The sequence below is a fragment of the Pelagibius sp. CAU 1746 genome (genome assembly GCF_039839785.1).
Lineage (GTDB): Bacteria > Pseudomonadota > Alphaproteobacteria > Kiloniellales > Kiloniellaceae > Pelagibius.
The window spans coordinates 2624446-2648126 of the sequence record NZ_JBDOQT010000001.1 but is presented as its reverse complement, the minus strand read 5'-3'; the positions used below and the strand labels follow the sequence as shown (position 1 = coordinate 2648126).

Here is a 23681-nt window from a genome sequence, read left to right as displayed (position 1 = left end):
CGCAGGGAGCGCTAGAGGTTGCGAAGCTTGAGGACGTCACAGGGGTTGTTCCGCCACCTTCGACCACCGGTCTTTGATCTTCACGGTCTGGCCCGACGCGCCGGTCCGCTTGGCTTGGCCTTCCTGATGGTCGCCTGCGCCTCGCAGGACAGCACGGTGCAGGTCGGCTACAACGAAGCCCGGGCCGAGCGCCTTTTCACCGCCGGCTACGGCAATGTCAGCGACATCTACATCGACGAAGTCCCGGTCCAGGATCTTGCGGTTGCCGGGATGCAGAGCCTGGCCAGCATCGATCCGGCCCTCGGGGTCCAGCTCGAAGGCGAGCGCCTGCGGGTCAGCTACGACGGTCAGGCCATGGCCAGCTTCCCGCTGGCCGCGCCGGACGATGCCGAATCCTGGGGGGCTCTGACGGCGGCGGTGATCTCGGTATCGCGCTATCACTCCCGCGACCTCGAAACCGCCGAGCCGGAAATCATCTACGAGGCTGTGTTCGACGGCCTGCTGACCCAACTCGACAACTTCTCCCGCTATGCCGGGCGCGAGACAGCCCGCGAGAACCGGGCCAGCCGCGACGGCTTCGGCGGCATCGGCGTTCGCATCCGCCTGATCGAGGAAGGCGTGCTGGTCCTTTCCGTCATGGAAGACACTCCGGCCATGGCCGCCGGCCTGCACGAAGACGATGTGATCGTCGCTATCGACGGCGAAAGCGTGGAAGGCCTGTCCCAGCACGAAGCGGTCAATCGCCTGCGCGGCCGCATCGGCTCCGAAGTTCAACTGGCCATAGAACGCAATGCCGGGCCCGAGCCCCTGACCCTGGCGGTGGTGCGCAGCCACATCGTGCCGCAGACCGTCAGCTATCACCGCGAGGGGAACCTCGGGTACATCAAGATGACCGGGTTCAACAAGCGCACCGCCGACAGCCTGCGTGAGAGCATCCGGCAGGCCCAGGACGAGATCGGCGGCGACCTGCGCGGGTTTATCCTCGATCTTCGGGGCAATCCCGGCGGCCTTCTGGAACAGGCGGTTTCCGTCTCCGACGTCTTCGTGACCCACGGCCGCATCGTCTCGATCCACGGCCGTCACACCGACAGCCACCAATACTATCCGGCCAAGAGTGGCGATCTGACGGAGAACCTGCCGCTGGTCGTGCTGATCGACGGTGGCTCCGCCTCAGCCTCGGAGATCGTTGCCGCCGCGCTGCAGGACTCCGGGCGCGCCGTCCTGGTCGGCAGCAGTTCCTACGGCAAGGGCACCGTGCAGACGGTCCTTCCCCTGCCGAACACCGGCGAGTTCATTCTGACCTGGGCCCGTTTCCACGCGCCCTCGGGCTACGCCCTGCACCGCCGCGGCGTGCTGCCGGACGTCTGCACCACCTCCAACAATGCCCAGACTTCGGCTGACGTTCTGACCCTGATTCACAGCGGCGCCCTGCCCCTGGCCGCCGATCTGCGTCGCCGCGACGTCGATATCAATGACGATGCAGCGGTCGAGGAATTCCGCGCCCACTGCCCTGCGCGCGAGGACGACAACGCCGAGATCGACCTAACCGTCGCCCGCCAGCTCCTGGAGGAGCCCGGCCTCTATGCCCGCACCCTGCACGGCATTCCCGATACGGCGGCCAGCAGCCATCAGCACCGGGCCACTTCTGGCTCCTGAAAGTTACAAGGTATCTTTTCCTAAATATCCCTGCGCCAGGCATCCCGGGCCCACCGGGCTTGACAGCCGCCCACGGCGCAGTATTTTCCCGGCAACCTCGATGAGTTCAGGTAAAGGATAGCGGACATGGCCAAGCCAGCCACGCAATTGATCAAGATGGTGAGCACCGCGGACACCGGCTACTTCTACGTCGCCAAGAAGAACCCGCGCACGATGACCGAAAAGCTCGAACTGCGGAAGTTCGACCCGGTCGCGCGCAAGCACGTGATCTTCAAGGAATCCAAGATGAAGTAAGCGGGGGTTTCCCTGTCTTGCCACATCGGGCGGTCGCCTCCTCGGCGGCCGCTTTTCGATTCCGGAATTGGATTTCGGGAGTTGCGCCGCAGCGCCGCCGGCCGGTCGGGCCTCAGTCGCTGCCACCCAGGGAAGCGGCGCGCTGCGAGAGTTGCTCCAACTCCGCCGAGCTGACGCAGTTACGCCCCCGTCCCTTGGCCCTGTACAGCGCCCCGTCGGCCCGGCCGATGAGCGATTCCACGGTCTCCGTGGGGTCGCGGGTGGTGGCCACGCCCACCGAGACCGTCACCTGCTGCGCCCCCGCCGCGCCGCTGAACTGGAAGGCCTGATCGGCGACCAGGGCACGGACGCGCTCTGCCACGTTCAGCGCCACCTCGACGTCGGCATCCGGCATCACGATGACGAACTCCTCGCCGCCGTAGCGCGACAGCAGGTCGATGTCGCGCACCCCGCGGGACACGCGCTGAGCCAGTTCGACCAGCACCTCGTCACCGGCGTTATGGCCGTAGGTGTCGTTGATGCTCTTGAAGTGGTCGATGTCGAACATCAGCACCGACACCGGCTTCACCGTCTCCGCGATCTCCATGATCTTACGGTCCAGGTGGGCGTTCATGTAGCGCCGGTTGTAGACGCCGGTCAGAGTATCGGTATAGGCCAGCGCCACCGAACGCTGCAGCATCTCGCGCAGCTTGTCATGATAGCGCCGGCGGCGGATCTGGGTGCGCGTGCGTGCACGCAGCTCGTTCCTGTCGATGGGCTTGATCAGGTAGTCGGTGACGCCGATTTCAAGGCCCTTGGGCAGGCGTGGCAGGTCTTCCTCATCCAGCAGCAGCAGGATCGGCACATGGCGCGTGTCGTCCTGCGAGCGAAACTGGGAACAAAGCCGCAGGCCGTCTTCCTGGCCCAGGTGGAGGCTGACGATCAGCAGGTCGAAGTCCTCGCGCTGGGCCGCGGCCAGCGCATCCTGGGCGGCCCTTACGTGATGCACCTTGTGGCCGTCTTCGCCGAGATAGCTTTGAACCCTGCCGGCTATGGTCTCGCTGAAGTCTGCCAGCAGAATACGGGCGTCGCGCAGTCCGCCCGCATTTTCCAGATCTGCCTCGGTCAGGATCTCGTCATTGCTGCTGGCGGCCTGCCGCACGCGCAGTTCGTCCATCATCTGCTTGAGGCGCGCCAGCGAGCGGACGCGGGCGAACAGCGCGATATCGTTGACGGGTTTGGTCAGGAAGTCGTCGGCACCAGCTTCCAGGCCGCGCACGCGGTCGGTCACATCGCTCAGCGCCGTAACCATGACGACGGGGATGTGGCTGGTCTCCGAGTCCGACTTCAGCAGCCGGCACAACTCGAAGCCGTCCATGCCAGGCATCATGACGTCGCTGAGAATGAGATCGGGCGCCTGACTCCGCGCCAGCTCGATTGCACTGGGACCGTCGGCGGCGGTAATGACGTCGAAGTACTCTGCGGTCAGCTTGACCTCGAGCAATTTGACATTCGCCGGAATATCATCAACGACCAGAATCCGGGCGGTCATATCGCAGAAAGTCCCGCCGTGGCTAGTTCAGGAACCGCTCGACGGTCTCCAGGAAGTTGGTGACGGAAATCGGCTTTGCGATATAAGCCTCGCAACCGCCCTCGCGGATCTTTTCCTCATCGCCCTTCATGGCGAAGGCCGTGACGGCGACCACGGGAATCGACTTCAGATTGTCGTCTTCCTTGATCCACTTCGTCACTTCGAGTCCGGACACTTCCGGCAGCTGAATATCCATCAGTATCAGATCGGGATGATGCTCGCGCGCCAGTCGCAGAGCTTCCATTCCGTCTTTGGTCTGGAGGATGTTATAGCCGTGCGCTTCAAGCAGATCGTGGAAGAGCTTCATGTTGAGCTCGTTGTCCTCGACGATCAGGACGGTCTTGGCCACGCCTGCCTCTTTAACGATATTCGTTCCATTCATCATCCGATTGCCCTGCCCGAAATTTCCCCGTGAGTGAAGGGCACAGTCCTGGTGAAAGACGGCACCGACAGTTCCTGAGCTTCCAACTCCGGCCTTGCCTGAACTCGGCCAGGCAACACCACCGGAATCTGCTCATAGATAGAGGAATAAAGTTAATTTTTGGTAAGCTTTGGTAGCATTCCTTGTTATGGCACAACAGAGCAACCTTCAGCGGCGATAGGAAATTCATGCAGATCGGTGTGGACTTCGGCGGCACCAAGATAGAGGTCGCCGCCCTGGACGGCGACGGCAGGGTCATGTTCCGCAAACGACTGCCGACGCCGCGCGGCGACTATGCCGCGACCTTGCGTACGATTGTCGTTCTGGTTCAAGAGGTTGAAAATCACCTGGGATGCCGCGGCAGCGTTGGCGTGGGCATCCCGGGCGCGCTGTCGACAATCTCCGGTTTAATGAAGAACGCGAACTCTACCTGGGTCCTGGGACGACCGATGGACCGTGACCTGAGCGCAGCCCTCGGCCGCCCGGTCCGCCTGATGAACGACGCCAACTGCCTGGCGCTGTCAGAGGCCGCCGACGGCGCTGCGGCGGGCCTTGACGTCGTCTTCGGCATAATCCTCGGGACCGGGGTCGGCGGAGGCATCGTGGTCGGCGGGCGTCCGCTGGTCGGCGCCAACGCCATCGCCGGCGAGTGGGGCCACAACCCCCTGCCCTGGCCCGGCGCGGAGGAGCTTCCAGGACCTTCCTGTTACTGCGGCAAGCAAGGTTGCATCGAGACCTTTCTCTCAGGCCCCGGCCTGGCCCGCGACTACCGTGAATTCGGAGGACGGGAGGGATCCGCGGAAGATGTGGTTCAGCGGGCCAAAGCGGGCGACACCGCGGCTGAAGCCGCCCTTGCCCGCTACGAGGATCGCCTGGCCCGCGCCCTCGCCCACGTCATCAACGTCCTCGATCCGGACGCCATAGTCCTGGGCGGCGGCCTCTCCAATGTCGACCGCTTCTACGAAACGGTGCCCGCCCTGCTGCCACGCCACGTTTTCTCCGACCAAGTGGCCACCCGAGTGCTGAAGGCGCGCCACGGGGATTCCAGCGGCGTCTTCGGCGCCGCCCGGCTGTGGCGCCCGGAGGAACTGCCGGCGGCCCTGGCCAGGGCCTCCTGATCCATGCCCGGTCGAGCCATACCAGGCCTCTGCCGCGACTGCCTCGAGACATTCCATGGCCCACCGCCCGGCGAACCCGCGCCGCGGCGCTGCCCCGCCTGCGATGGCGCGCGCCTGGTCTGGCACCCCGACCTCGACCGTCTGAGCCTGGCCCACATCGACTGCGACGCCTTTTACGCCAGCGTCGAGAAACGCGACCGTCCGGAACTGCGCGACAAGCCGGTGATCGTCGGCGGCGGCCGGCGCGGCGTGGTCGCCGCCGCGTGCTACGTGGCGCGGATGTACGGCGTGCACTCGGCCATGCCCATGTTCAAGGCGCTCAAGGCCTGTCCAGACGCGGTGGTGATCCGCCCGGACATGGCCAAGTACGCAGCCCTAGGCCGGACCATCCGCGAACGCATGCTGGAACTGACGCCGCTGGTCGAACCGCTGTCCATCGATGAAGCCTTCCTTGACCTCTCGGGCACCGAGGCCCTGCACCATGGCTGGCCCGCCCGCAGCCTGGCCAGGCTGGTCCGGGACATCGAGCGCGACTTGGGTCTCACCGCTTCGATCGGCCTCAGCTATAACAAGTTCTTCGCCAAGATCGCCTCCGACCTCGACAAACCCCGCGGCTTCGCCGTCTTGGGCTTCGATGCGGCATCAAGCTTCCTGGCCGATCAGCCGGTGGGCATCATCTGGGGTGTCGGCAAGTCGCTGCGCGCGGCTCTGGCGCGTGAGGGGATCACCCTGGTGCGGCACTTGTTGCCCTATTCCAAAGTGGAACTGGTGGGACACTACGGACGTATCGGCGATCGGCTCTACCACTTCGCCCGCGGTGAGGACGACCGCGGCGTCAATCCGCGCTCTCCGGCCAAGAGCATCTCCTCCGAGACCACCTTCAGCCACGATATCGCCTCCGCCAAGCCGCTGCTTGAACGTCTCTGGCCGCTCTGCGAAACCGTCGCGCGGCGGCTCAAGAAGGCGGGACTGGCGGGCGCCACGGTCCAGCTGAAACTGAAGACCGCCGACTTCCGGCAGATCTCCCGCTCACGGCGCCTCGGCGCCGCGACCCAACTGGCCGAAGAGCTATATCGGACCGCCCGGCCCCTGGTGGAGCAGGAGGCCAACGGCCGCTCCTTCCGCCTTATCGGCATTGGCGCGGCCGATCTCGTTGCCGCCGAAGAGGCCGACCTGCCCGACCTGCTGGACCCGGACCGCACCAAACGCGCGCAGGTCGAGCGCGCGATCGATCAGGTGCGGGCCAAGCTGGGCGACCAGGCTATCGGCAAGGGGCGCGCCCTTCGCCTCCACGGCGAAGCACCTTCCAAAGGATCGCCGCGGGGAAAAACCTAAGTCGGTCAGCAGTCGGGGCTCGGCAGTTCGGTCAGCCCGGTCAGATCGGCATCCAGCACAAAATCGCCGTAATCCAGCCGCATCTCGTCGACCACGCCGTTGGTGAAGAGGCGCAGGCCCTGTTCCTGTTCGGGCTCGGCCTCCCGCTGATCGGCATCGAAGAACGCCAGATCGACCCGCCAGGACGGCACACCGTCCAGTAGCGGGCTGGAGATGCGCGCCGGGGCGTCGGGCGCCATCCGGCGCGACAAGGCCGCCGAAACTCCAAAGAGGCCTTCATCGCCCGAACCATCGAAGACCAAGGTCCAGACCGGCACGTCGCCGGCTTCGGCACGGGCCAGCACATGCAAGGTATGCTGGGTCGGAAACAGCGTCCCGGCGGGCAGGTCGATCTCACGCGCTTCCGGTTCCATGAACACGGCCCGGCCGCTGCCGTCCTCGCCCAACACGGCCTCCCCGCGCACCAACTCGGTCAGGCCGGTGCCGTCGAAGCGTCGGACGAAAAACCGGTAGCTCTTGCCATCCTTCGCCTCCCAGGACGACAGGCTCCAGCCGAAATTCACCGAGACCCCATCCTCGTAGAACAGCGCGATGCGAAATTTCTGGCTTACCGCCCAACCGTCACAAACGTCCTGCCATTCGAACTCGAAGCGACCGGCCGCTTCGACCAGGGAACTGGACGACTGCAGACTGCCCAGCGAGAGCGCGTAGGTGGCCCTATGCGGCGACAGCCGCTCACCGGCCATCGCCGCCACGGCGGAACCTCCGCCGCCACAGCCGATTGTCAGCGCTGCCAGAAGCGCCGCGGTAGTCCGTCGCATTCACACCCCCGATAGGCCTGCAGTCTACCCCAGACCGTCTTAGGAAATAAGCCCCAAGTGATTGATATTCTGCTAAAAATCAAGCGCGCGAAAGGGGGGCGCCGGGCCCTGAATGGGACAAACAATTGCTGGCAAAGCAGAAAAGCCTGCCGGGAAGGCGGCAAAATTTGCCCGCTTCCCAAACCCCTGGCGGGATAACCCCTTGATTTTGCTTCGCTCAAAACTGGCCCGCCCCTTGCAACTCGATCAGCGATAGCACTGAGCCGCCGTTGCAGGAAACCATACGATGATTCCCAGCCTCCTCGACGACGTGAAGATCGAGAGCCTGATCCGGCAGGAGAATCTGCCGCAGCTCTGCTCGGCGGCGGACCGCTTGCGGCGGTTGGCCAGGATGACCCCCGACTCACTGGGCGCTTCCGGCCTCAAGCTACTGGACGACTTGCTGGCCGCGGCAGCAGAGGCGGAACAGTCCATGGCTCTGCAGCGGGCCCGCATCCGCTACCTCGAATCGCTTTCCGTCACCGATGAGCTGACCGGCCTGCTGAATCGGCGCGGCTTCGAAACCGAGCTCTCGCGCGCCCTCGCCCGGGCGCGCCGGATGGATGAAACCGGTCTGCTGCTGATGTGCGACCTCAACGCCTTCAAGGCCATCAACGATACCCACGGCCACCCCGCCGGCGACGCCATCTTGCGGGCGACCGGCCAGACGCTGAAACGAAATACCCGGGAAAGCGACTACGTGGCGCGGGTCGGTGGCGACGAGTTCGCCGTCATCATCACCCACACTTCACTGGCCCAGAGCGAGCAGTTGGCTCACAAACTCTCCTGCCTGGTCAACTCCCTGACCGTCGAGGTGCAGGATAAGCAGATCCCCGTCTCCGCAGGCTTCGGCATGACGCCCTACGATCACGACAGCCGGCCCGACACCCTGATCTTTTTCGCCGACCAGAATCTGTACAAGAACAAGGGCCCCCGGCTGCTCAAGTAGGCCGGAAACAGCCAGGCTGGATCTGACCGGGTGAAGCAGCCCTGGCAGTGACCGCCCGCTCGTGTAGAATCGACCGGCCATGACCGAGACGCCGACACGCCTGCCCCGCGCCATCCGGCTGGACCAGTCCGACCTGCACGTCTTCGAGAGACCCTGCGAGATCGGCGAATGGGCCATCCCGGGCAGCTTCGCCTATGCCGATGTCGAGCCGGCCCGTTTGGAGGGCAAGGCACAAATCGTCTTCAAATCCGCTTGGCTCGGATTGACGAGCTTCGGCCACACGACGCTTGTCGAGGTGGCGGAGATCGGCGAGGCCGATTTCTTCGCCGCGGTCGAGCGCCTTGCGCGCCACATCGAGGAAGCCTATCGGGCGCCCAGCTTCGGCGACGCCCTGGCTGCGGCGCGCCGGGAGCTAGAGGACGCCGCCGGTCTCTGTGAACACAAGCTCGGCACCCTGCTGGCGGTCGAGCGCGAACCCGGCGACGAAGGCTTCGTCGAGCGGTTCCGGGTTATCGAGCCGGCGCGCGCCGGAGATCACGCCAAGATCTGGAGTATCGTCACAGACGACACGGCCGACGGCGAGTAAGCCGCCGCCGGCCAATGTCGCCGGTCAGGCGCTGCGCACCTGCGTGAGAAAATCGCCGACCTGCGTCTTCAGTCCATTGGCCTGTTCGGCCAAGGTCGTCGAAGCGCCGAGCATCTGGTCTGCTGCGGAGCTGGTCTCGGTGATCGCTTCGTGCACGCCGGTGATATTGGTGCCGGCCTGTTGGGCTCCGGCGGCCGCTTCCTGCACGTTGCGGGATATCTCCTGAGTCGCCGAGGACTGCTCTTCCACCGCCGCGGCGATGGTCGTGGCGATGCTGTCGATCTCCGAGATCGTCTCGGTGATGTCCCTGATCGCCGTCACCGCGTCGCGGGTGGCGTTCTGGATATCCTTGATCTGGCCGGCGATATCCTCGGTCGCCTTGGCCGTCTGTGTCGCCAGCCCTTTGACCTCGCTGGCCACCACGGCAAAGCCCTTGCCCGCCTCGCCGGCGCGCGCCGCCTCGATGGTGGCGTTCAAGGCCAGCAGGTTGGTCTGCTCGGCGATGTCGGTAATCAGCTCCACCACCTCGCCGATCTTCTGTGCTGCCGCCGAAAGGCCTTCGACCTGGTGGTTGGTTCTTTCGCCCTTCTCCACCGCGCTCGTGGCGATGTTCGACGACTGGTTGACCTGGCGCCCGATCTCTTTGATCGAAGAAGCCAGTTCTTCGGCGGCGCTCGCCACCGTCTGCACGTTGTTGGCCGCCCGCTCCGCCGCGGAGCCGGCCGCATTGGCCTTGCTGTTCGCCCCCTTTGCCGTATCTGTCATGCGCATCGAGGACGTCTGGACCTCGTTCGATGCCGAAGTGACCGACTCCACCACGCTCATCACGCTGGCTTCGAAGTCGTCGGCCAGCTTGACCATCGCCTCCCGCCTTTCGCGCGCCGCCGTCTCACGCTCTTCGGCAATCTTGGCGTTGGCCCGCTCCACTTCGGCCAGGCCGTCGCGGAACACGCTGAGCGTCTTGGCCATCTCCGTGATCTCGTCGCTGCCGGTCACCTGGACCTCGGTGTCCAGCTTGCCGTCGGCGATTTCGCGCATGGAAACGGCTACGGCGGAGAGGCGCGCCAGAAGGTTTCGGCCGACGTAGAGCCAGGCGATGGCCAGGGAGAACACAAGGCTGACGCCGGCGATCACGAAGAGCCAGAGCTTTCCGCCGGCGATCGCCGCGTCGGACGACTCGATTCCGGCGTTGAGGTCATCGCCCGCGGCCGCCACCAGACGGTCGACTTCGGTGGTCAGATCGGCCGAGAACTGCCGGGTACGGGTCAATACCTCAGCCGCTCTCGCCGCGGCCTTCAGTTCGGCTTCGCGGATCTCGAAAATGTTGCCCGGCTCGCGGCCGTATCCCAGCAGAGTCTCCACTTGGCTCTTTAGGGCCCCTGCCTGATGTCCGGCAGGCATCTTCTCGACACTTTCCAGAAGCGCCTCCTGCGCCGCGGTGAAACGCTCCCGCAGCGGCTGCAGGCGGCTCGGCTCGCTGGCCTGGGCGGCGTCGCGAAGGATCCCCTCGATGAGGTTCGCATGCGCCTCGGTCCGCAGCACGGCCATAAGTCCGCCGACACCGTTGTCGAAGAGTTCAGTGACGGCGGCTCCCCCCACCTCGGCGGCAGTTTCGGCTTCGATGACCAGTTCGAAGTTCACGTCGTCGACCATGGGCACGGTGATGCCGAGGACTTCGTTATGCGCTGCTGCGATTTCGCCGACCTTCGCTTCACGGGCTGCCTGCAGCTGCAGCATCTCGGTGACCGCGCCGTTGAGGCTCTGGAGATTGTCGGTTGTCTGCCGCGTCAGTTCGGTGACGGCCTTCAGCTGTTCGGAATCGCCGAGACGCTCCCGCAACGCGCTGAGCGTCGATCCCATCGCAGTGATCTTTGGAAACAAGCTGGCATTCAGTCTGCGGCGCTCTTCGTCGTCCCGCGCGGCGACCAGGGCGGGCGCCTCGGCGGAGAGCGATGCGCTGGCCGCCGAGAGGCGCAGCGCCTCTGTCATCGCCGGCACGCTGCGGTCCGTCACCTGATACAGAACGTTGCCCACGTTGGCGAACGAGAACCAGGCAATGGCGCTTGCCGCCAAGGTCAGAAAAGCGACTGCGCCGAAGGCGCCGAACAGCCGGGGGCCGATCCCCACACCTTTGAACTTGAGCTTCGCCGGCTGCTTTCCCTTCGCCGACCTGGCCTTCAAGAGCCTCTCGATCCAACCGGTCTTTTCGCCCTTCCTTGAGCCCGCATTCATCGCTTCGCTCATAGACTTAGTCCCCAAGTACGTCGTGCAGATCTACCGCGATCGCGGCCGTTGAGAAAAGGGGGGCGCCGGCCTGTGGCCGACGCCCCCCTCTCCAGGTCTTAGCTGGAACCGCCCAGGCGCTGGACCGCCTTGAACGAACCATCGGCCTGAATGACCGACAGGAAAACCTCGTCCATTCCCTGGTTGTCACCGGCACCATAGGTCAGCGTCACGCCGCCGAGATCGAAGGTGCCCGTATCCGCGACGGCCTTCAGGAAAGACTCGCGCGTCAATTCGCCCTGCACTCGCTCCAGCGCCATGATAGCGACCCGGCCGACCATATAGCCTTCCAGGGAGACGAAACCCGGCTCCGCGCTCGCGCTGTTGGCCTTCAAGGCCGCCTGGTACTGCTGGACCAGAGGGATCGAGGTATCCCACGGAAAGGGCACGCACTGGGTGATCACCACGCCCTCGCCGTCGGCGCCCAGTTCCTTGGCCAGTGCCTTCGAACCGACGAAGGAAATGTTGACGAAAGTCGCGTTCAGCTTGACCTTTCGGGCCAGCTTGATGAACTCGGCAATCGGCTTGTAGGCGCCGACCATGACAATCGCCTGCGGTTCCGCCTTACGGATCTCCAGCAGCGCCGACTTCACGGCGGTGGTATTGCGCTTGTAGGTGCCCTCGGCCACCAGTTTCAGACCGCGCGCCTCCATCGCCTTGTTGACGCCGGCCAGGCCGACGCGGCCGAAGGAGTCGTCCTGATACAGGATGGCAATGCGATCGTACCCGAGGTCTTCGGTCAGATGCTTGATCCAGGCCTCGGTCTCCTGGCCATAGGTGCCGCGCACGTTGATCACGTTGGTCAGTTCCGGCGCGCGCAGGAAGCCGGCGCCCGTGAAGGGACCGATGAAGGGCACGCCGGCATCGGTGGCGATCGGTTGCGTCGCCTTGGAGGTCGGTGTGCCGACGGCGCCGATCAAGCCGAAGACCTGGTCCTGGCTGATCAGGCTCTGAACATTGCTGATCGCGCGATCCGGCTCGTAGCCGTCGTCCTTGCTGGTCAACTCAAGCTGACGGCCGCCGACGCCGCCACTGCGGTTGACCTCGGCGAAGGCCGCCAGGATACCTTCGCGCATCCCAGTGCCCAGCGCCGCGGCGGGGCCGTCCAGTGCGGCCGACTGGCCGAAAGTGATGGTGCTGTCGGTCACGCCCGTCTCGGCCTTGGCCGCAAGGCCGGTGGTGGCCGCGAAGGCAAGCGCCAGGCTCGGAACCAGAGCCCTGCGGAAAAAATAATTCGTCATGATCCCGGGATCCCCTCTTTGATTTGTTCGGCTTGGCCCTGCGCACCCTTGAAAATCGGGTGAAATTCGGGCGCGAGGCCGGTTGTTTGTACCAAACCATTAGTAGATGCCCGTAAATGTTGTATTAATTGCAGACCATGAGAATATTCCGCTGCAGTTGCGAGACGCTATTCTTCGGGGCCGCCCGAAGAAAACGATATCCATATGAATTATAACTGTAAAATTGGCATTCCAATGCCTGCATAGCCGTGCAGGAGCACGGCCTGAACTTATTCGTTCAGGATGCTCGCGACCTTAAGTTACATACTTTTTGGCGAAAACCGCCGGCTGGCAAGACCCGGACAACCGCCGGAAAGCCGCGGCTGCCACCCCGGCCGTATCGCCTTCGGGACTCCGGAGCGACGCCTCAGGGGCGTGGCTGCTGCTGGGTGATGCAGTGGATACCGCCCCCGCCGACCAGAATGGCGCTGGCTTCGACCTGCACCACTTTGCGTTCGGGAAAGGCCTTGGAGACGATCTCGAAAGCCTGGGCATCGTGGGCGTCCCCGAAGGAGGGCATGACCACGCCGCCGTTGGCGATATAGTAGTTCACGTAGGACAGCGCCAGGCGGTGGCCGTCCAGGTAGCGCGGTTCGCGCGGCAGCGGCAGTTCGATGACCTCCAGCGCCCGGCCCTTGGCGTCGCGGGCCTTGGCCAGCCGCGCCAGGTTGTCCTTCATGATGACGTGGTTGCGGTCCGCCGGGTCGTCGCAGGTGACCGCCATGACCACACCCGGGCGCACGAAGCAGGCGATGTTGTCGACATGGCCGTCGGTGTCGTCCTTGTCCAACCCCTCGCCCAGCCAGACGAAGCGTTCGACGCCGGCATAGCGGCGCAGCAGTTCCTCGATGTCAGAGCGTGTCAGGTCCGGGTTGCGGTTCGGGTTGAGCAGGCACTCCTCGCTGGTCAGCAGCGTCCCTTCCCCATCGACATGGATCGAGCCCCCCTCCAGCACCAGAGGCGCGGCATAGCAGGGCAGCGCAAGCTGCGTCAGCAGCCGCTCGGCGGTGAGTGCATCCTGGTCATAGGGCTGGAACTTGCCGCCCCAGGCATTGAAGCGCCAGTCGACCCCGGCCAGGCCGCCCTTGCCGTCGATCACGAAGCTGGGTCCGCTGTCGCGCATCCAGGAATCGTCCAGCGGCATCTCGCTGCAACCGACCGCACCGCCGCTCAGCGCCTGTGCGTCTTCCATGGCGTCGGCGTTGACCAGCATGGTTACCGGCTCGAAGCCGGAGATCGCCCTGGCGACAGCCGCGTAGGCCGCCTGGGCCGCCGCCAAGCCGTCTCCCCACAGACTGCCGCGGCACGGCCAGGCCATCCAGCAACGGTCGTGCGGCGCCCACTCCGCCGGCATGAAAAAACCGTCGTCGACCGGGACCCGCTCCGCCATGGCCGCTCCTCCGCGCCTGCCGCCGTTATTCCGGCGGAAGGTCGAGCTTGATGTGCAGTTCGCGCAGTTGGCGCTCGCTGACCGGCGCCGGCGCCTGCATCATCAGGTCCTCGGCCTTCTGGTTCATCGGGAAAGCGACGACCTCGCGGATGTTTGGCTCGTCGGCCAGCAGCATGACGATGCGGTCGATGCCCGGGGCCGAGCCGCCGTGCGGTGGGGCCCCGAACTTCAGCGCCGAGATCATGCCGGCGAACTCGCTGTCCACCTGCTCCTGGCTGTAGCCGGCAATGGAGAAGGCCTTGTACATGACCTCCGGCAGGTGGTTCCGGATGGCGCCCGACGACAGCTCCACGCCGTTGCAGACGATGTCGTACTGGTAGGCCAGGATCTCCAGCGGGTCCTTGGTCTCCAGCGCCTCCAGGCCGCCCTGCGGCATGGAGAAGGGATTGTGGCTGAACTCCGTTTTGCCGCTGTCCTCATCCAGCTCGAACATCGGGAAATCGACGATCCAGCAGAAGCGGAAAGCATTCTGCTCCAGGATATCCAGTTCGCCCCCCAGCCGGTTGCGGACCTGCCCGGCCAGCTTGGCCGCCGCGCCTTCCTTGTCGCAGGAGAAGAACACCGCGTCGCCGTCCTTCAGGCCCGCGGCCTCCTTGATCTGCGCGGTGCGCGCCTCGTCCAGGTTCTTGGCGATGGGGCCCTTGGGCGTGCCGTCCTCGCCGTAGATGATGTAGCCCAGGCCCGCCGCGCCCTCCTCGCGTGCCCAGTCGTTCAGCTTGTCGAAGAAGCTGCGCGGGCGCGCACCGGCGCCCGGCGCCGGGATGGCGCGCACCACCGAGCCCGCCTCGACCGCCTTGGCGAAGATGCCGAAGCCGGAGCCGCGGAAAGCTTCGGTCACGTCGACGATCTCGATGGGATTGCGCAGGTCCGGCTTGTCGGAGCCGTACTTCAGCATGGCCTCGCGGAAGGGAATGCGCGGAAAGGGCGCCGGGGTCACGCTGCGGCCGTTGGCGAACTTCTCGAAGACGCCGTGCAGCACCGGCTCTATGGCGTTGAAGACGTCGTCCTGGGTGACGAAGCTCATCTCGAAGTCGAGCTGGTAGAACTCGCCCGGCGAGCGGTCGGCGCGGCTGTCCTCGTCGCGGAAGCAAGGGGCGATCTGGAAATAGCGGTCGAAGCCGGCGATCATCAGCAGCTGCTTGAACATCTGCGGCGCCTGCGGCAGGGCGTAGAACTTGCCGGGGTGGATGCGGCTCGGCACCAGGTAATCGCGCGCGCCCTCCGGGCTGCTGGCAGTCAGGATCGGGGTCTGGAACTCCTGGAAGCCCTGGCCTACCATGCCCTCGCGGATCGCCTGGATCACCTGGCCGCGCAGGCGGATGCGCGCCTGCATCTTCTCGCGGCGCAGGTCCAGATATCGAAAGCGCAGGCGGGTCTCCTCGCCCGCGTCCTCGTCGGCGTTGACCTGCAGCGGCAGCACCGCGGCCCGGGACTGGACGGTCAGTTCCTCGACCTGCAGTTCCACCTCGCCCGTCGGCATGGCCGGGTTCACCGTCTCCGCCGTGCGCTTCACCACCGGGCCGGTAACCGTAATCACGCTCTCAACCCTGGCGTTCTCCAACTCCTGGAACATCGGGCTCGAAACATCGATGACGCACTGGGTGATCCCATAGGTGTCACGCAGGTCGACGAAGAGGAGTTGGCCATGGTCGCGCTTGCGATGAATCCAGCCGGAGAGGCGGACCCGCTCGCCGGCGTGGGATGAGCGCAGTTCACCGCAGGTGTGGGAACGGTAGGCGTGCATTGAAAAGCTTCCGGAATTAGGGCTGCGAGGGCTTGGAATCAGCGCGCAAGAGGCCGGGAATCTGGTCTTTTGTCAAGCCTGGAGGCGTGCCAGGGCACGGCTCTTCAGAGCCCCCCGGCGTCCTCCCCGGGCGCCCCGGGAGCGTCCAGGGAGCGTCCAGGGAGCGCCCAGGGAGCGCCCGTGAAAGCCCTGCGGAGGCCTCCTACGCGCTTTCGCGGCTGCGCGTTTGAGTGTATACCGCTGCCATGAACCTCATAGCGGACAGCGCGGAACTCCAAGCGTTCTGCGCGCGGCTGGCTTCAGCCGATTTTATCACTGTCGACACAGAATTCCTGCGGGATTCCACTTACTGGCCGAAGCTCTGCCTCCTCCAGGTTGCGGGACCGGAGGAAGACGACGTTGCGGCCGTCGACACCCTGGCCGAGGGCCTGGACATGGCCCCCCTGCTGGCCCTCTTCGACGACCCCAAGATCGTCAAGGTGCTGCACTCGGCGCGCCAGGATATGGAGATTTTCTTCCATATGACCGGCCGGCTGCCCGCCCCCATATTCGATACCCAGGTGGCGGCCATGGTCTGCGGCTTCGGCGAATCGGTCGGCTACGACACCCTCGTGCGCAAGATGACCGGGGCGCAGATTGACAAATCTTCGCGCTTCACCGACTGGTCGCGGCGTCCCCTGGCCCAGCGCCAGTTGACCTACGCTTTGGCCGACGTGACCCATCTGCGCAAGGTGTACAAGAAGCTGGCGCGCCGCCTGGAAAAAACCGGCCGCGCCTCCTGGTTGGACGAGGAAATGGCAATCCTGACGTCACCGGAAACCTATCGCCTGGAACCGGAGGAGGCCTGGAAGCGCCTCAAGACCCGCTCCAACGACCGGCGCTACCTGGCCGTCCTGCGCGCCCTGGCCACTTGGCGCGAGGAGGAGGCCCAGTACCGCGACGTGCCCCGCGGACGGGTGCTGCGCGACGAACAGCTCTTCGACATCGCCGCCCACCGCCCGACCAGCGAGGAAGAACTGGCCCGGTCCCGCGGTATCAACCGCGATCTCGCCCGCGGGCGCATCGGCAAGGCCATTCTGGAGGCCGTGACCAAAGGTTTGGAAGTGCCTGACGACGACCTGCCCAAGCCGCCGCCCAAACAGCAGTCGACCAACGGCATCGGCCCGCTGATGGACTTGTTGAAGGTGATGCTGAAGCTGCGCTGCGAGGAACACGACGTTGCCCAGAAGCTGATCGCCAGCAGTTCCGACCTGGAGCAGATCGCGACGAACGATGACGCCGATGTTCTGGCCCTGCGCGGCTGGCGTTTCGACATTTTCGGCCGCGACGCCCTGGCACTGAAGCACGGGACGGTGGCGCTCAGCGCCTCCGGCAACAAGGTCCTGGTGGTGCCGCTCGGACAGTCCGGCAATACATGATCACCTTGGGCCGTATAAGCCCGCGGCTTCGCGCCCCTTTGCGCCTTGCGCTATACTGCATCGTCGGCCTTCTGGCCGGAACTCTTGCCGCCGCGCCGCCAGCGGCCCAAGCCTCTCCCCAAATCCCTCCTCCGCCCGATGGCGGCTTCGGCCTTCCCGTCGACTGCTCCATGAGCGAAGTCTGCACCGTCCAGAACTACATCGACTACGACCCCGGCCCTGGCTGGAGGGACCACACCTGCGGCGGCCTCTCCTACGACGGCCATCGCGGCATCGATATCCGGGTTCCGACGCAGATCGAGATGCGGCGGGGCGTCGCGGTGGTGGCGGCGGCGGCCGGCGAGGTCGTCATCGCCGAGGACGGCCAGCCCGACCTGCTGATGCAGGATACCGGACCGGGCAAGACCCGGCAGGAGCGCAACGGCAACTGGGTCGCCATCAAGCATGACGGCGGCTGGGTCACCACCTACGCCCACATGAGGAAGGGCACGGTCGCGGTGAAGCGCGGCGAGCGTGTGGAGCGCGGCCAGAAGCTGGGCCTCATCGGTCTCTCAGGCAACAGCGACTTTCCCCATGTCCACTTTGCCGTCACCCACCGCAACAAGCTGCTCGACCCCTTCACTGGCCTTGAGCCCTCGGCGGCCTGCGGTGAGGCGGCGCAAAGCCTGTGGTCGCCGGCAGCGCAAGCCCAGCTTCCCTACCGCGTCGGCGGCCTGCTCTCGGCCGGGTTCCTGGGCCGCACCACGACACACCGCGAGGTGCTGGAGGGCATCGAGGAACCCGGCCCGCTTTCCGCCAGATCTCCGGTCCTGATCTTCTACACCGGCGCCTGGGGGTTGCGCGAAGGGGACATCCAGCAGCTGACTATCCTGGCGCCCGACGGAACGGTATTCCTCCAGAAAGACGAAGTTCTGGAACGCAGTCGCGCCGTGCTCACCCGCTGGGTGGGGCGTAAGCTGACCAAGGTGACTTGGCCGGCCGGGACCTATCGCGGCCTCTACCGGGTGGAGCGGGAATCCGGTAACGGAAGGAGCATAGTCCTCGAAATCGAGCGCGAGGTCGAGGTCCGCTGAGCGGCCGCCGCCAGATCGGATTCACAGGGACGGTGGATCACCTTCGGCGATTCCAGCCGACCCTGATCTGCTCTACACGACGATCCGCGTGTCCTCGAAATTGCCGGCCTGGGCCAGGGTCTTAAGGCGGCGCTGCACCGCCTCGCCGTCCGGCACCGAGCCGTCGTCCGGCAGCTTCAACTCCAGCACCTTGCCGTCGACGCTGAGACCGCTGTGGTCCAGCACCCAGCGGGTCGCCGCCGAAACCCGATAGGCCAGGCGCAAGGCCAGGCCCAGCAGGATCGCCCGCTCCCGCCAGCGCTCGTCCAGCACCGCCACCGCCTGGCGCGCGTCCTTCGAATCCGCCGGTGCGCCGTAGCGCAGGAAGGCTGTGTAGGCGAGGAAGGCGCGCCCCGGATGATCGATGCCGACCAGCGGATAGTGCAGGACGCGGCGCAAGGCCTGAACGGCGCGGAAGTCCGGATGCTCGCGCCAAGCCAGATCGGAGACGTGGCACGCCGCCAGCCGCAGCCGACGCTCCTCCTCGCTCTCCTCTGGAAACAATGCGTCGCACCACTTCATAAGGGCCTCGCCGACATCGCCGAAGCGCCCTTCCCGTTCGGACATCTCCGCCACCGTGACCAGCAAGGGGTCCTGACGGCGGACCTCTTCCGGTAATTGATTGAACAGAAAGCCCTCACGCACACCGTAAGTCGAGAAGACCACCTGCTTACTCTGCAGCTTGCGTAGCAGGCGCGCCAGCACCAGGGCGCCCAGGGGCAAGGCTTCCCGCCGCCGGCGTGAGATGTACTGCAGGCCGGCGAGCGAGGACTTGCCTTGACGGGCCAGCAGCCGCGCCAGCTTGATCGCCTCCCCGCTGGAGATGGTGTGCTCGTGGATGGCGTGCAGCGGGTGCTTGCTCTGCTCCATGTGCAGGCGGGCCAGGTTTCGCCAAACGCCGCCCACCGGATAGAAGGTGCGATCCTTCCCCACGCTCAGCCAGTCGACCTTGGAGAAGGCCTTGTCGATCGCACTGCGCATCTTTTCCCTGTCGCCGCCGCAGCTTTCCATGAGGCGCAGGGGCCCCAGCCCCAAGGTCGTCGACCGGCCGAGCTTGCCTTGGTTCACCTCCACCAGTTCCAGGCTGCCGCCGCCGAGGTCCCCCATGATGCCGTCGGCGGTCGGGTTGCCCGCGATCACGCCCAGGGCCGAGAGTTCCGCCTCTTCCTCTCCGCTCAGCACGCGGACCGGGTGGCCGCACTGCCGTTCCACGGTCTCGCGGAAGGCGGGACCGTCTTCGGCCTCGCGCACCGCCGCCGTGGCGATCAACTCGATGCGGCCCACCCCCATGGCCCGCGCCAGCGCCGTGAAGCGGACCAGGTTGGGCACGGCGAGTTCCACGCCTTCGGGCGACAGCCGGCCGCTCGAATGCAGTCCACGGCCCAGGCCGCAGAGCACCTTTTCGTTGAAGACTGTGGCCGGAGCACGCTTCAACCCGTCGAAAACCACGAGACGAATGGAGTTGGAGCCGATATCGATGACGGCGACTCGCTGATCGTGGACATTTCCCTTGGCCAGGGAGACGACCGCCGCCTGATGCCGGGCTTTCATGGGAACGTCAGGACTTTTTGAGCACCAGCCGGGGCGCCTTCTTCGACTTCTTCAGAGCCGAGCCGCGGCCGGAGAGGCTGGGGTTCGTCATGAAGTAAGTATGCGCGCTGAAGGACTTTGCCGTGGAGCGCACGCGCCGGTAGGTCCCTTCCGGTTCCAAATGCCAGCTCTGCGCTTCGTCGTTGAGATTGGCGATCATGATCTGGTCGAGGACCTGTTGGTGAACCGTGGCGTTCTCGATTGGCACCAAGGTCTCGATCCGGCGGTCAAGATTGCGGGGCATCCAGTCCGCTGAGGATATGAACACCTTGGCCTCCCTGGACGGTAGCGGCTTGCCGTTGCCGAAGCAAACGATTCGGCTATGCTCCAGGAAGCGGCCGATAATGCTCTTCACTCGAATACTGTCGGACAGGCCCGGAACGCCGGGGCGCAGGCAGCAGACCCCGCGAATCACCAGGTCTATGGAAACCCCCGCCTGCGAAGCCTTGTAGAGGGCGTCGATAATCTCCGGGTCGACCAAGGAATTCAGCTTGGCCCAGATGGTCGCCGGCCGCCCCGCCTTGGCGTGGGCGATCTCGCCCTTGATCAGCTTCAACAGCGTCTGGCGCAGCGTCAGCGGCGCGAAGGCGATCTTCTCCATCTCCTTCGGCGTCGCATAGCCGGTCATGTAGTTGAAGAGCCGCGTGGCATCGCGCGCCAGCACCGGATCGCAGGAGAAGAAGGAAATGTCGGTGTAGATCCGTGCGGTGATGGGATGGTAGTTGCCGGTACCGTAGTGGACGTAAGTGCGAACGGCCTCCTTCTCGCGCCGGGCCACCAGGGAAATCTTGGCGTGGGTCTTCAGTTCCAGGAAACCGTAAATGACCTGCACACCCGCCCGCTCCAGGTTGCGCGCCCAGCGGATATTGCGCTCCTCGTCGAAACGCGCCTTCAGCTCAACCAGCGCGGTCACCGACTTGCCGGCCTCCGCAGCTTCCGCCAGGGCCTTCACGATGGGGGAGTCTTCGGAGGTCCGGTAGAGCGTCTGCTTGATGGCGATCACGGCCGGGTCGTTGGCGGCCTGGCGCAGAAACTGCACCACGACATCGAAGCTTTCGTAAGGATGATGGACCACGATGTCCTTGGTGCGGATGGCCGCGAAGCTGTCTCCGCCGAAATCGCGGATCCGTTCCGGAAATCGCGGATTGTAGGGCGCGAAGACCAGGTCCGGGCGTTCGTCGATGATCAGTTCCTTGGTGTCGGAAAGGCCCAGCATTCCGTCCAGAGGGAACACGTTCTCGGGCTCGACCTGCAGTTCGCGCGCCACGAAGTCCAGCAAGGTCGGCTGCATTTCCGCGTCCACCGTCAGGCGGATCACCGACCCGCGGCGCCGGCGCTTCAAGGCGCTCTCGAAGACGCGCACCAGATCCTCTGCCTCTTCCTCCACCTCCAGATCGCTGTCGCGCAGCACGCGGAAAAAGCCGCTGGACTTCACCTCGAACCCCGGAAAGAGTTCGTCGAAGTAGAGGCGCAGCAGTTCCTCAAGGCGAATGAAGCGCGCTTCCCCGCCCGGCAGGCGAATGAAGCGGTCGACCAGCGTCGGAATGGGAATGAGGCCGTTGATCTGCGATTTGTCGTCGCCGCGCAGAAGCTCGACGACGATCGACAGTCCGCGGTTCGGAATGAACGGGAAAGGGTGCGCCGGGTCGATGGCTATGGGGGAGAGCACCGGATAGAGATGGTCCGTGAAGTAGTCGTCCAGCCATAGCCGCTCCTTGGCGGTCACCTGGTCGGATCCGACCACCGAGAGACCGGCCGCGCCGAGCTCGCCAACCAGTTCCAGCCACTTCTCCTGCTGCCAGCGCATCAGCTTGGCGACCCTCTCGTTGATCGCCGCGAGCTGCTGGGCGGGGGTCAGCCCCTCGGGTGAGGGTGTCTTCACGCCAGCCCGCTGTTGCCCGCGCAGGCCGGCCACGCGCACCATGAAGAACTCGTCGAGATTGCTGGCGGAGATCGACAGGAATCGCAAGCGCTCCAACAGGGGATGATTGGCGTTATACGCCTCCTCCAGGACGCGCTCGTTGAACGCCAGCCAGGAAATTTCCCGATTGATGAAGCGCTCGGAGGAAGACAGATCGATCGCGGCCACCTCGGCCCCGGCCGGCAGGTCGGACTCCTGCTCCAGCGGCTCCACTTCAAGCGCGACGATCTTGCTTTCTTCCACTCTTTTCCACTCCGCTCCCGCCGCGACCCGCGCAAGGCGGCTCCGGTTCGACGCCTTCATAGCACAGTCATACATACCGAAATATTACAGTTATATGTGGCCGGCCCGGCGGGCCGGCAAGGTATCCGGCATCCGTGAACGGCTGCCAACGCGGGCTTGATTTACATCAAAGCACCGTAGAATCGATTTGGCTACACAGGTCTTGGCCCGTGGGAGATCCCTACCCAGCCCCATGAGCCAGGGCCTTCCCGTCTTGGCCTCACGGCCGACGGGAAGGCCCCCCAGCTTGTTCCATGCCTCATAAACGCATGGCGCCCAGCCTAGGAGACGATTTCCCAGGCTCCGTCCGGCTGCCGGCAGGCCACGCCATAACCGGATTGGCTGCGCTGGCCGACGACGATCTGTTGTTGGAACTCACGGCAGTATCGCCCGGCCGTGTCCTGGCCCTCGCGCGTCGGCACGATGCGGCCCGATGCGGCACCATCATTCCATTGGATCGTCTCGCCCAAGGGAGCGCTATAGGCGCGCCTCTGCGCCCAGATGGCGTGGTCGCGCTGGCTGTCGTTCAGCACGTCGACGATCTGCAGAGCCAGGATGGCATAGATCGCCCAATCGTCGTCGCGGTCCCGGTAGCGGCGGTGGTGATGGCTCCCTCGCCTGTACTCGTGGTGATGTTTATGCACCACGACCCTGTGCCGGTGCTTGCGGTGACCACGCGGTTCCCAGTGGCGGTCGCCATGCCAGATCACCCGATGGCCATGCCGCTTCGCGCGGTGATGCTTCCTGTGTTTGTGATACTTGCCGTGCCCGCGGTCGTGATCGCCGTGCCAACGGCTTCTGCGGTCATCGCGGTCGTCGTCGTCGGCGACGGCCGGTGTTGCGGTGAGGAGAAATAGCGCGGCAAGCGCCAACAAGAACTTCCTGGACATCCTTCCGATCCTTCCAAAGCTGTCTCGATGCATTGGTGAGATCGGTGCTACGGCAAGGGGCGCCGAGGTCCTCCCCCGGCGCCCCCGAATGGTCATAATTTACCTGACTTCTGTCACGGCTGTGACAGAAGTTGGGCTGCTAAAGCGTTCCCGGAAAGGCGCCGCCGTCCATCAGCAAGTTCTGACCGGTGATGAATCCGGCCTGCGCGCCGCACAGGAAAGCGCAAGCCTGACCGAATTCCACCGGGTCGCCAAACCGGCCGGCTGGATTGCCCGCCGCGCGCTCCTTGGCCACCTCCTCTGCGGAGCGGCCGGACTTGTCCGCCACAGCCTTGATCGTCTGGCGCAGGCGATCGGTATCGAAAGGTCCGGGCAACAGGTTGTTGATGGTGACGTTGTTGACCACTGTCTTGCGCGCCAGACCGGCAACGAAGCCGGTAAGACCCGCGCGGGCGCCGTTGGACAGGCCCAGGATGTCGATGGGCGCTTTCACCGCGCCGGATGTGATATTGACGATACGTCCGAAGCGGCGCTCCATCATGCCGTCGACCGTTGCCTTGATAAGCTCGATGGGTGTCAGCATGTTGGCGTCCAGCGCCTTGATCCAGTCCTCGCGATCCCAGTCGCGGAAATCGCCCGGCGGCGGCCCGCCGGCGTTGTTGACCAGGATGTCGGGTTGCGGACAGGCGGCCAGCGCGAGCTGCCGGCCTTCCGGCGTGGTAATGTCCGTGGCGACGGCATTGACACTGCCTCCCGTCGCCGCGCGGACCTCCTCCGCCGTCTTCTCCAGGGGTCCCTGCGTACGCGCCACGATGGTCACCTCGACGCCCTCCATGGCGAGCTGCATGGCACAGGCTCGCCCCAATCCCTTGCTCGCCGCGCAAACCAGCGCCTTGCGGCCTTCAATACCCAGATCCATCGC

The 23681-nt window shown here is 65.1% G+C and carries 19 protein-coding genes; 8 read left to right on the top strand and 11 right to left on the bottom strand.

All coding sequences use genetic code 11. The annotated features are described in order from the left end of the window. The first annotated feature begins 114 nt into the window (after positions 1-114). The gene (locus AAFN88_RS12555; RefSeq protein ID WP_347520652.1) at positions 115-1656 is read left to right on the top strand and encodes a S41 family peptidase; all 1542 of its coding nucleotides are present in this window, start codon (positions 115-117) and stop codon (positions 1654-1656) included. A gap of 126 nt (positions 1657-1782) precedes the next feature. Then, a complete protein-coding gene (gene rpmG / locus AAFN88_RS12550) occupies positions 1783-1950 on the top strand; it encodes a 50S ribosomal protein L33 (protein WP_193370876.1) in 168 nt (55 codons plus the stop codon). Between the two features lie 112 nt (positions 1951-2062). Here rpmG and AAFN88_RS12545 read toward each other — a convergent pair whose 3' ends face one another. Further along, a complete protein-coding gene (locus AAFN88_RS12545; protein WP_347520651.1) occupies positions 2063-3481 on the bottom strand; it encodes a PleD family two-component system response regulator in 1419 nt (472 codons plus the stop codon). A gap of 22 nt (positions 3482-3503) precedes the next feature. Then, positions 3504-3902: a response regulator gene (locus AAFN88_RS12540; protein ID WP_347521668.1), complete on the bottom strand. Its 399-nt coding sequence runs from the start codon at positions 3900-3902 to the stop codon at positions 3504-3506. A 227-nt stretch (positions 3903-4129) separates the two neighbouring features. On the opposite strand from AAFN88_RS12540, the gene AAFN88_RS12535 reads away from it, so the two are divergent. Continuing rightward, on the top strand, positions 4130-5059 hold the full coding sequence (locus AAFN88_RS12535; RefSeq protein WP_347520650.1) for an ROK family protein: 930 nt from the start codon (positions 4130-4132) through the stop codon (positions 5057-5059). Positions 5060-5062: 3 nt separating this feature from the next. Continuing rightward, positions 5063-6394: a DNA polymerase IV gene (locus AAFN88_RS12530; protein ID WP_347520649.1), complete on the top strand. Its 1332-nt coding sequence runs from the start codon at positions 5063-5065 to the stop codon at positions 6392-6394. 5 nt (positions 6395-6399) lie between these two features. Here AAFN88_RS12530 and AAFN88_RS12525 read toward each other — a convergent pair whose 3' ends face one another. Further along, positions 6400-7140 carry a DUF1849 family protein gene (locus AAFN88_RS12525; RefSeq protein ID WP_347521667.1) on the bottom strand — a complete coding sequence of 247 codons (741 nt, stop codon included), beginning with the start codon at positions 7138-7140 and terminating at the stop codon, positions 6400-6402. A 361-nt stretch (positions 7141-7501) separates the two neighbouring features. Between AAFN88_RS12525 and AAFN88_RS12520 the strand changes: the two genes are divergently transcribed. Together AAFN88_RS12520 and AAFN88_RS12515 are read left to right on the top strand one after the other, a co-directional pair. After that, complete coding sequence (locus tag AAFN88_RS12520) at positions 7502-8203, top strand: GGDEF domain-containing protein (RefSeq protein ID WP_347520648.1); 702 nt, start codon at positions 7502-7504, stop codon at positions 8201-8203. A 79-nt stretch (positions 8204-8282) separates the two neighbouring features. Then, complete coding sequence (locus tag AAFN88_RS12515; protein ID WP_347520647.1) at positions 8283-8789, top strand: DUF6505 family protein; 507 nt, start codon at positions 8283-8285, stop codon at positions 8787-8789. A gap of 24 nt (positions 8790-8813) precedes the next feature. Here AAFN88_RS12515 and AAFN88_RS12510 read toward each other — a convergent pair whose 3' ends face one another. From AAFN88_RS12510 to aspS, 4 genes are all read right to left on the bottom strand, one after another. Further along, on the bottom strand, positions 8814-11033 hold the full coding sequence (locus tag AAFN88_RS12510) for a methyl-accepting chemotaxis protein (protein WP_347520646.1): 2220 nt from the start codon (positions 11031-11033) through the stop codon (positions 8814-8816). 98 nt (positions 11034-11131) lie between these two features. Then, the gene (locus AAFN88_RS12505; protein ID WP_347520645.1) at positions 11132-12313 is read right to left on the bottom strand and encodes an ABC transporter substrate-binding protein; all 1182 of its coding nucleotides are present in this window, start codon (positions 12311-12313) and stop codon (positions 11132-11134) included. 406 nt (positions 12314-12719) lie between these two features. After that, the gene (aguA, locus tag AAFN88_RS12500; protein ID WP_347520644.1) at positions 12720-13742 is read right to left on the bottom strand and encodes an agmatine deiminase; all 1023 of its coding nucleotides are present in this window, start codon (positions 13740-13742) and stop codon (positions 12720-12722) included. A gap of 25 nt (positions 13743-13767) precedes the next feature. Continuing rightward, positions 13768-15546: an aspartate--tRNA ligase gene (gene aspS / locus AAFN88_RS12495; RefSeq protein WP_347520643.1), complete on the bottom strand. Its 1779-nt coding sequence runs from the start codon at positions 15544-15546 to the stop codon at positions 13768-13770. 245 nt (positions 15547-15791) lie between these two features. On the opposite strand from aspS, the gene rnd reads away from it, so the two are divergent. Both rnd and AAFN88_RS12485 read left to right on the top strand, forming a co-directional pair. After that, positions 15792-16964 carry a ribonuclease D gene (rnd, locus tag AAFN88_RS12490; protein WP_347520642.1) on the top strand — a complete coding sequence of 391 codons (1173 nt, stop codon included), beginning with the start codon at positions 15792-15794 and terminating at the stop codon, positions 16962-16964. A gap of 170 nt (positions 16965-17134) precedes the next feature. Then, positions 17135-18037: a M23 family metallopeptidase gene (locus AAFN88_RS12485; RefSeq protein WP_347520641.1), complete on the top strand. Its 903-nt coding sequence runs from the start codon at positions 17135-17137 to the stop codon at positions 18035-18037. A gap of 72 nt (positions 18038-18109) precedes the next feature. On the opposite strand, the gene AAFN88_RS12480 is transcribed toward AAFN88_RS12485, so the two are convergent. The 4 genes from AAFN88_RS12480 to AAFN88_RS12465 form a co-directional block, all read right to left on the bottom strand. Next, on the bottom strand, positions 18110-19627 hold the full coding sequence (locus AAFN88_RS12480) for a Ppx/GppA family phosphatase (protein WP_347520640.1): 1518 nt from the start codon (positions 19625-19627) through the stop codon (positions 18110-18112). A gap of 7 nt (positions 19628-19634) precedes the next feature. Next, a complete protein-coding gene (locus AAFN88_RS12475; RefSeq protein ID WP_347521666.1) occupies positions 19635-21755 on the bottom strand; it encodes an RNA degradosome polyphosphate kinase in 2121 nt (706 codons plus the stop codon). Between the two features lie 395 nt (positions 21756-22150). Then, complete coding sequence (locus tag AAFN88_RS12470) at positions 22151-22759, bottom strand: hypothetical protein (RefSeq protein ID WP_347520639.1); 609 nt, start codon at positions 22757-22759, stop codon at positions 22151-22153. A 139-nt stretch (positions 22760-22898) separates the two neighbouring features. Beyond that, positions 22899-23678 carry an SDR family oxidoreductase gene (locus tag AAFN88_RS12465; protein ID WP_347520638.1) on the bottom strand — a complete coding sequence of 260 codons (780 nt, stop codon included), beginning with the start codon at positions 23676-23678 and terminating at the stop codon, positions 22899-22901. Positions 23679-23681 lie beyond the last annotated feature (3 nt).

Excerpts from the sequence above, each read along its gene's own strand:
- rpmG (WP_193370876.1), top strand. The coding sequence starts at position 1,783 with ATGGCCAAGCCAGCCACGCAATTGATCAAGATGGTGAGCACCGCGGAC.
- AAFN88_RS12545 (WP_347520651.1), bottom strand. The coding sequence starts at position 3,481 with ATGACCGCCCGGATTCTGGTCGTTGATGATATTCCGGCGAATGTCAAA.
- AAFN88_RS12540 (WP_347521668.1), bottom strand. The coding sequence starts at position 3,902 with ATGAATGGAACGAATATCGTTAAAGAGGCAGGCGTGGCCAAGACCGTC.
- AAFN88_RS12535 (WP_347520650.1), top strand. The coding sequence starts at position 4,130 with ATGCAGATCGGTGTGGACTTCGGCGGCACCAAGATAGAGGTCGCCGCC.
- AAFN88_RS12530 (WP_347520649.1), top strand. The coding sequence starts at position 5,063 with ATGCCCGGTCGAGCCATACCAGGCCTCTGCCGCGACTGCCTCGAGACA.
- AAFN88_RS12525 (WP_347521667.1), bottom strand. The coding sequence starts at position 7,140 with ATGGCCGGTGAGCGGCTGTCGCCGCATAGGGCCACCTACGCGCTCTCG.
- AAFN88_RS12520 (WP_347520648.1), top strand. The coding sequence starts at position 7,502 with ATGATTCCCAGCCTCCTCGACGACGTGAAGATCGAGAGCCTGATCCGG.
- AAFN88_RS12515 (WP_347520647.1), top strand. The coding sequence starts at position 8,283 with ATGACCGAGACGCCGACACGCCTGCCCCGCGCCATCCGGCTGGACCAG.
- AAFN88_RS12510 (WP_347520646.1), bottom strand. The coding sequence starts at position 11,033 with ATGAGCGAAGCGATGAATGCGGGCTCAAGGAAGGGCGAAAAGACCGGT.
- AAFN88_RS12505 (WP_347520645.1), bottom strand. The coding sequence starts at position 12,313 with ATGACGAATTATTTTTTCCGCAGGGCTCTGGTTCCGAGCCTGGCGCTT.
- aguA (WP_347520644.1), bottom strand. The coding sequence starts at position 13,742 with ATGGCGGAGCGGGTCCCGGTCGACGACGGTTTTTTCATGCCGGCGGAG.
- aspS (WP_347520643.1), bottom strand. The coding sequence starts at position 15,546 with ATGCACGCCTACCGTTCCCACACCTGCGGTGAACTGCGCTCATCCCAC.
- rnd (WP_347520642.1), top strand. The coding sequence starts at position 15,792 with ATGAACCTCATAGCGGACAGCGCGGAACTCCAAGCGTTCTGCGCGCGG.
- AAFN88_RS12485 (WP_347520641.1), top strand. The coding sequence starts at position 17,135 with ATGAGCGAAGTCTGCACCGTCCAGAACTACATCGACTACGACCCCGGC.
- AAFN88_RS12480 (WP_347520640.1), bottom strand. The coding sequence starts at position 19,627 with ATGAAAGCCCGGCATCAGGCGGCGGTCGTCTCCCTGGCCAAGGGAAAT.
- AAFN88_RS12470 (WP_347520639.1), bottom strand. The coding sequence starts at position 22,759 with ATGTCCAGGAAGTTCTTGTTGGCGCTTGCCGCGCTATTTCTCCTCACC.
- AAFN88_RS12465 (WP_347520638.1), bottom strand. The coding sequence starts at position 23,678 with ATGGATCTGGGTATTGAAGGCCGCAAGGCGCTGGTTTGCGCGGCGAGC.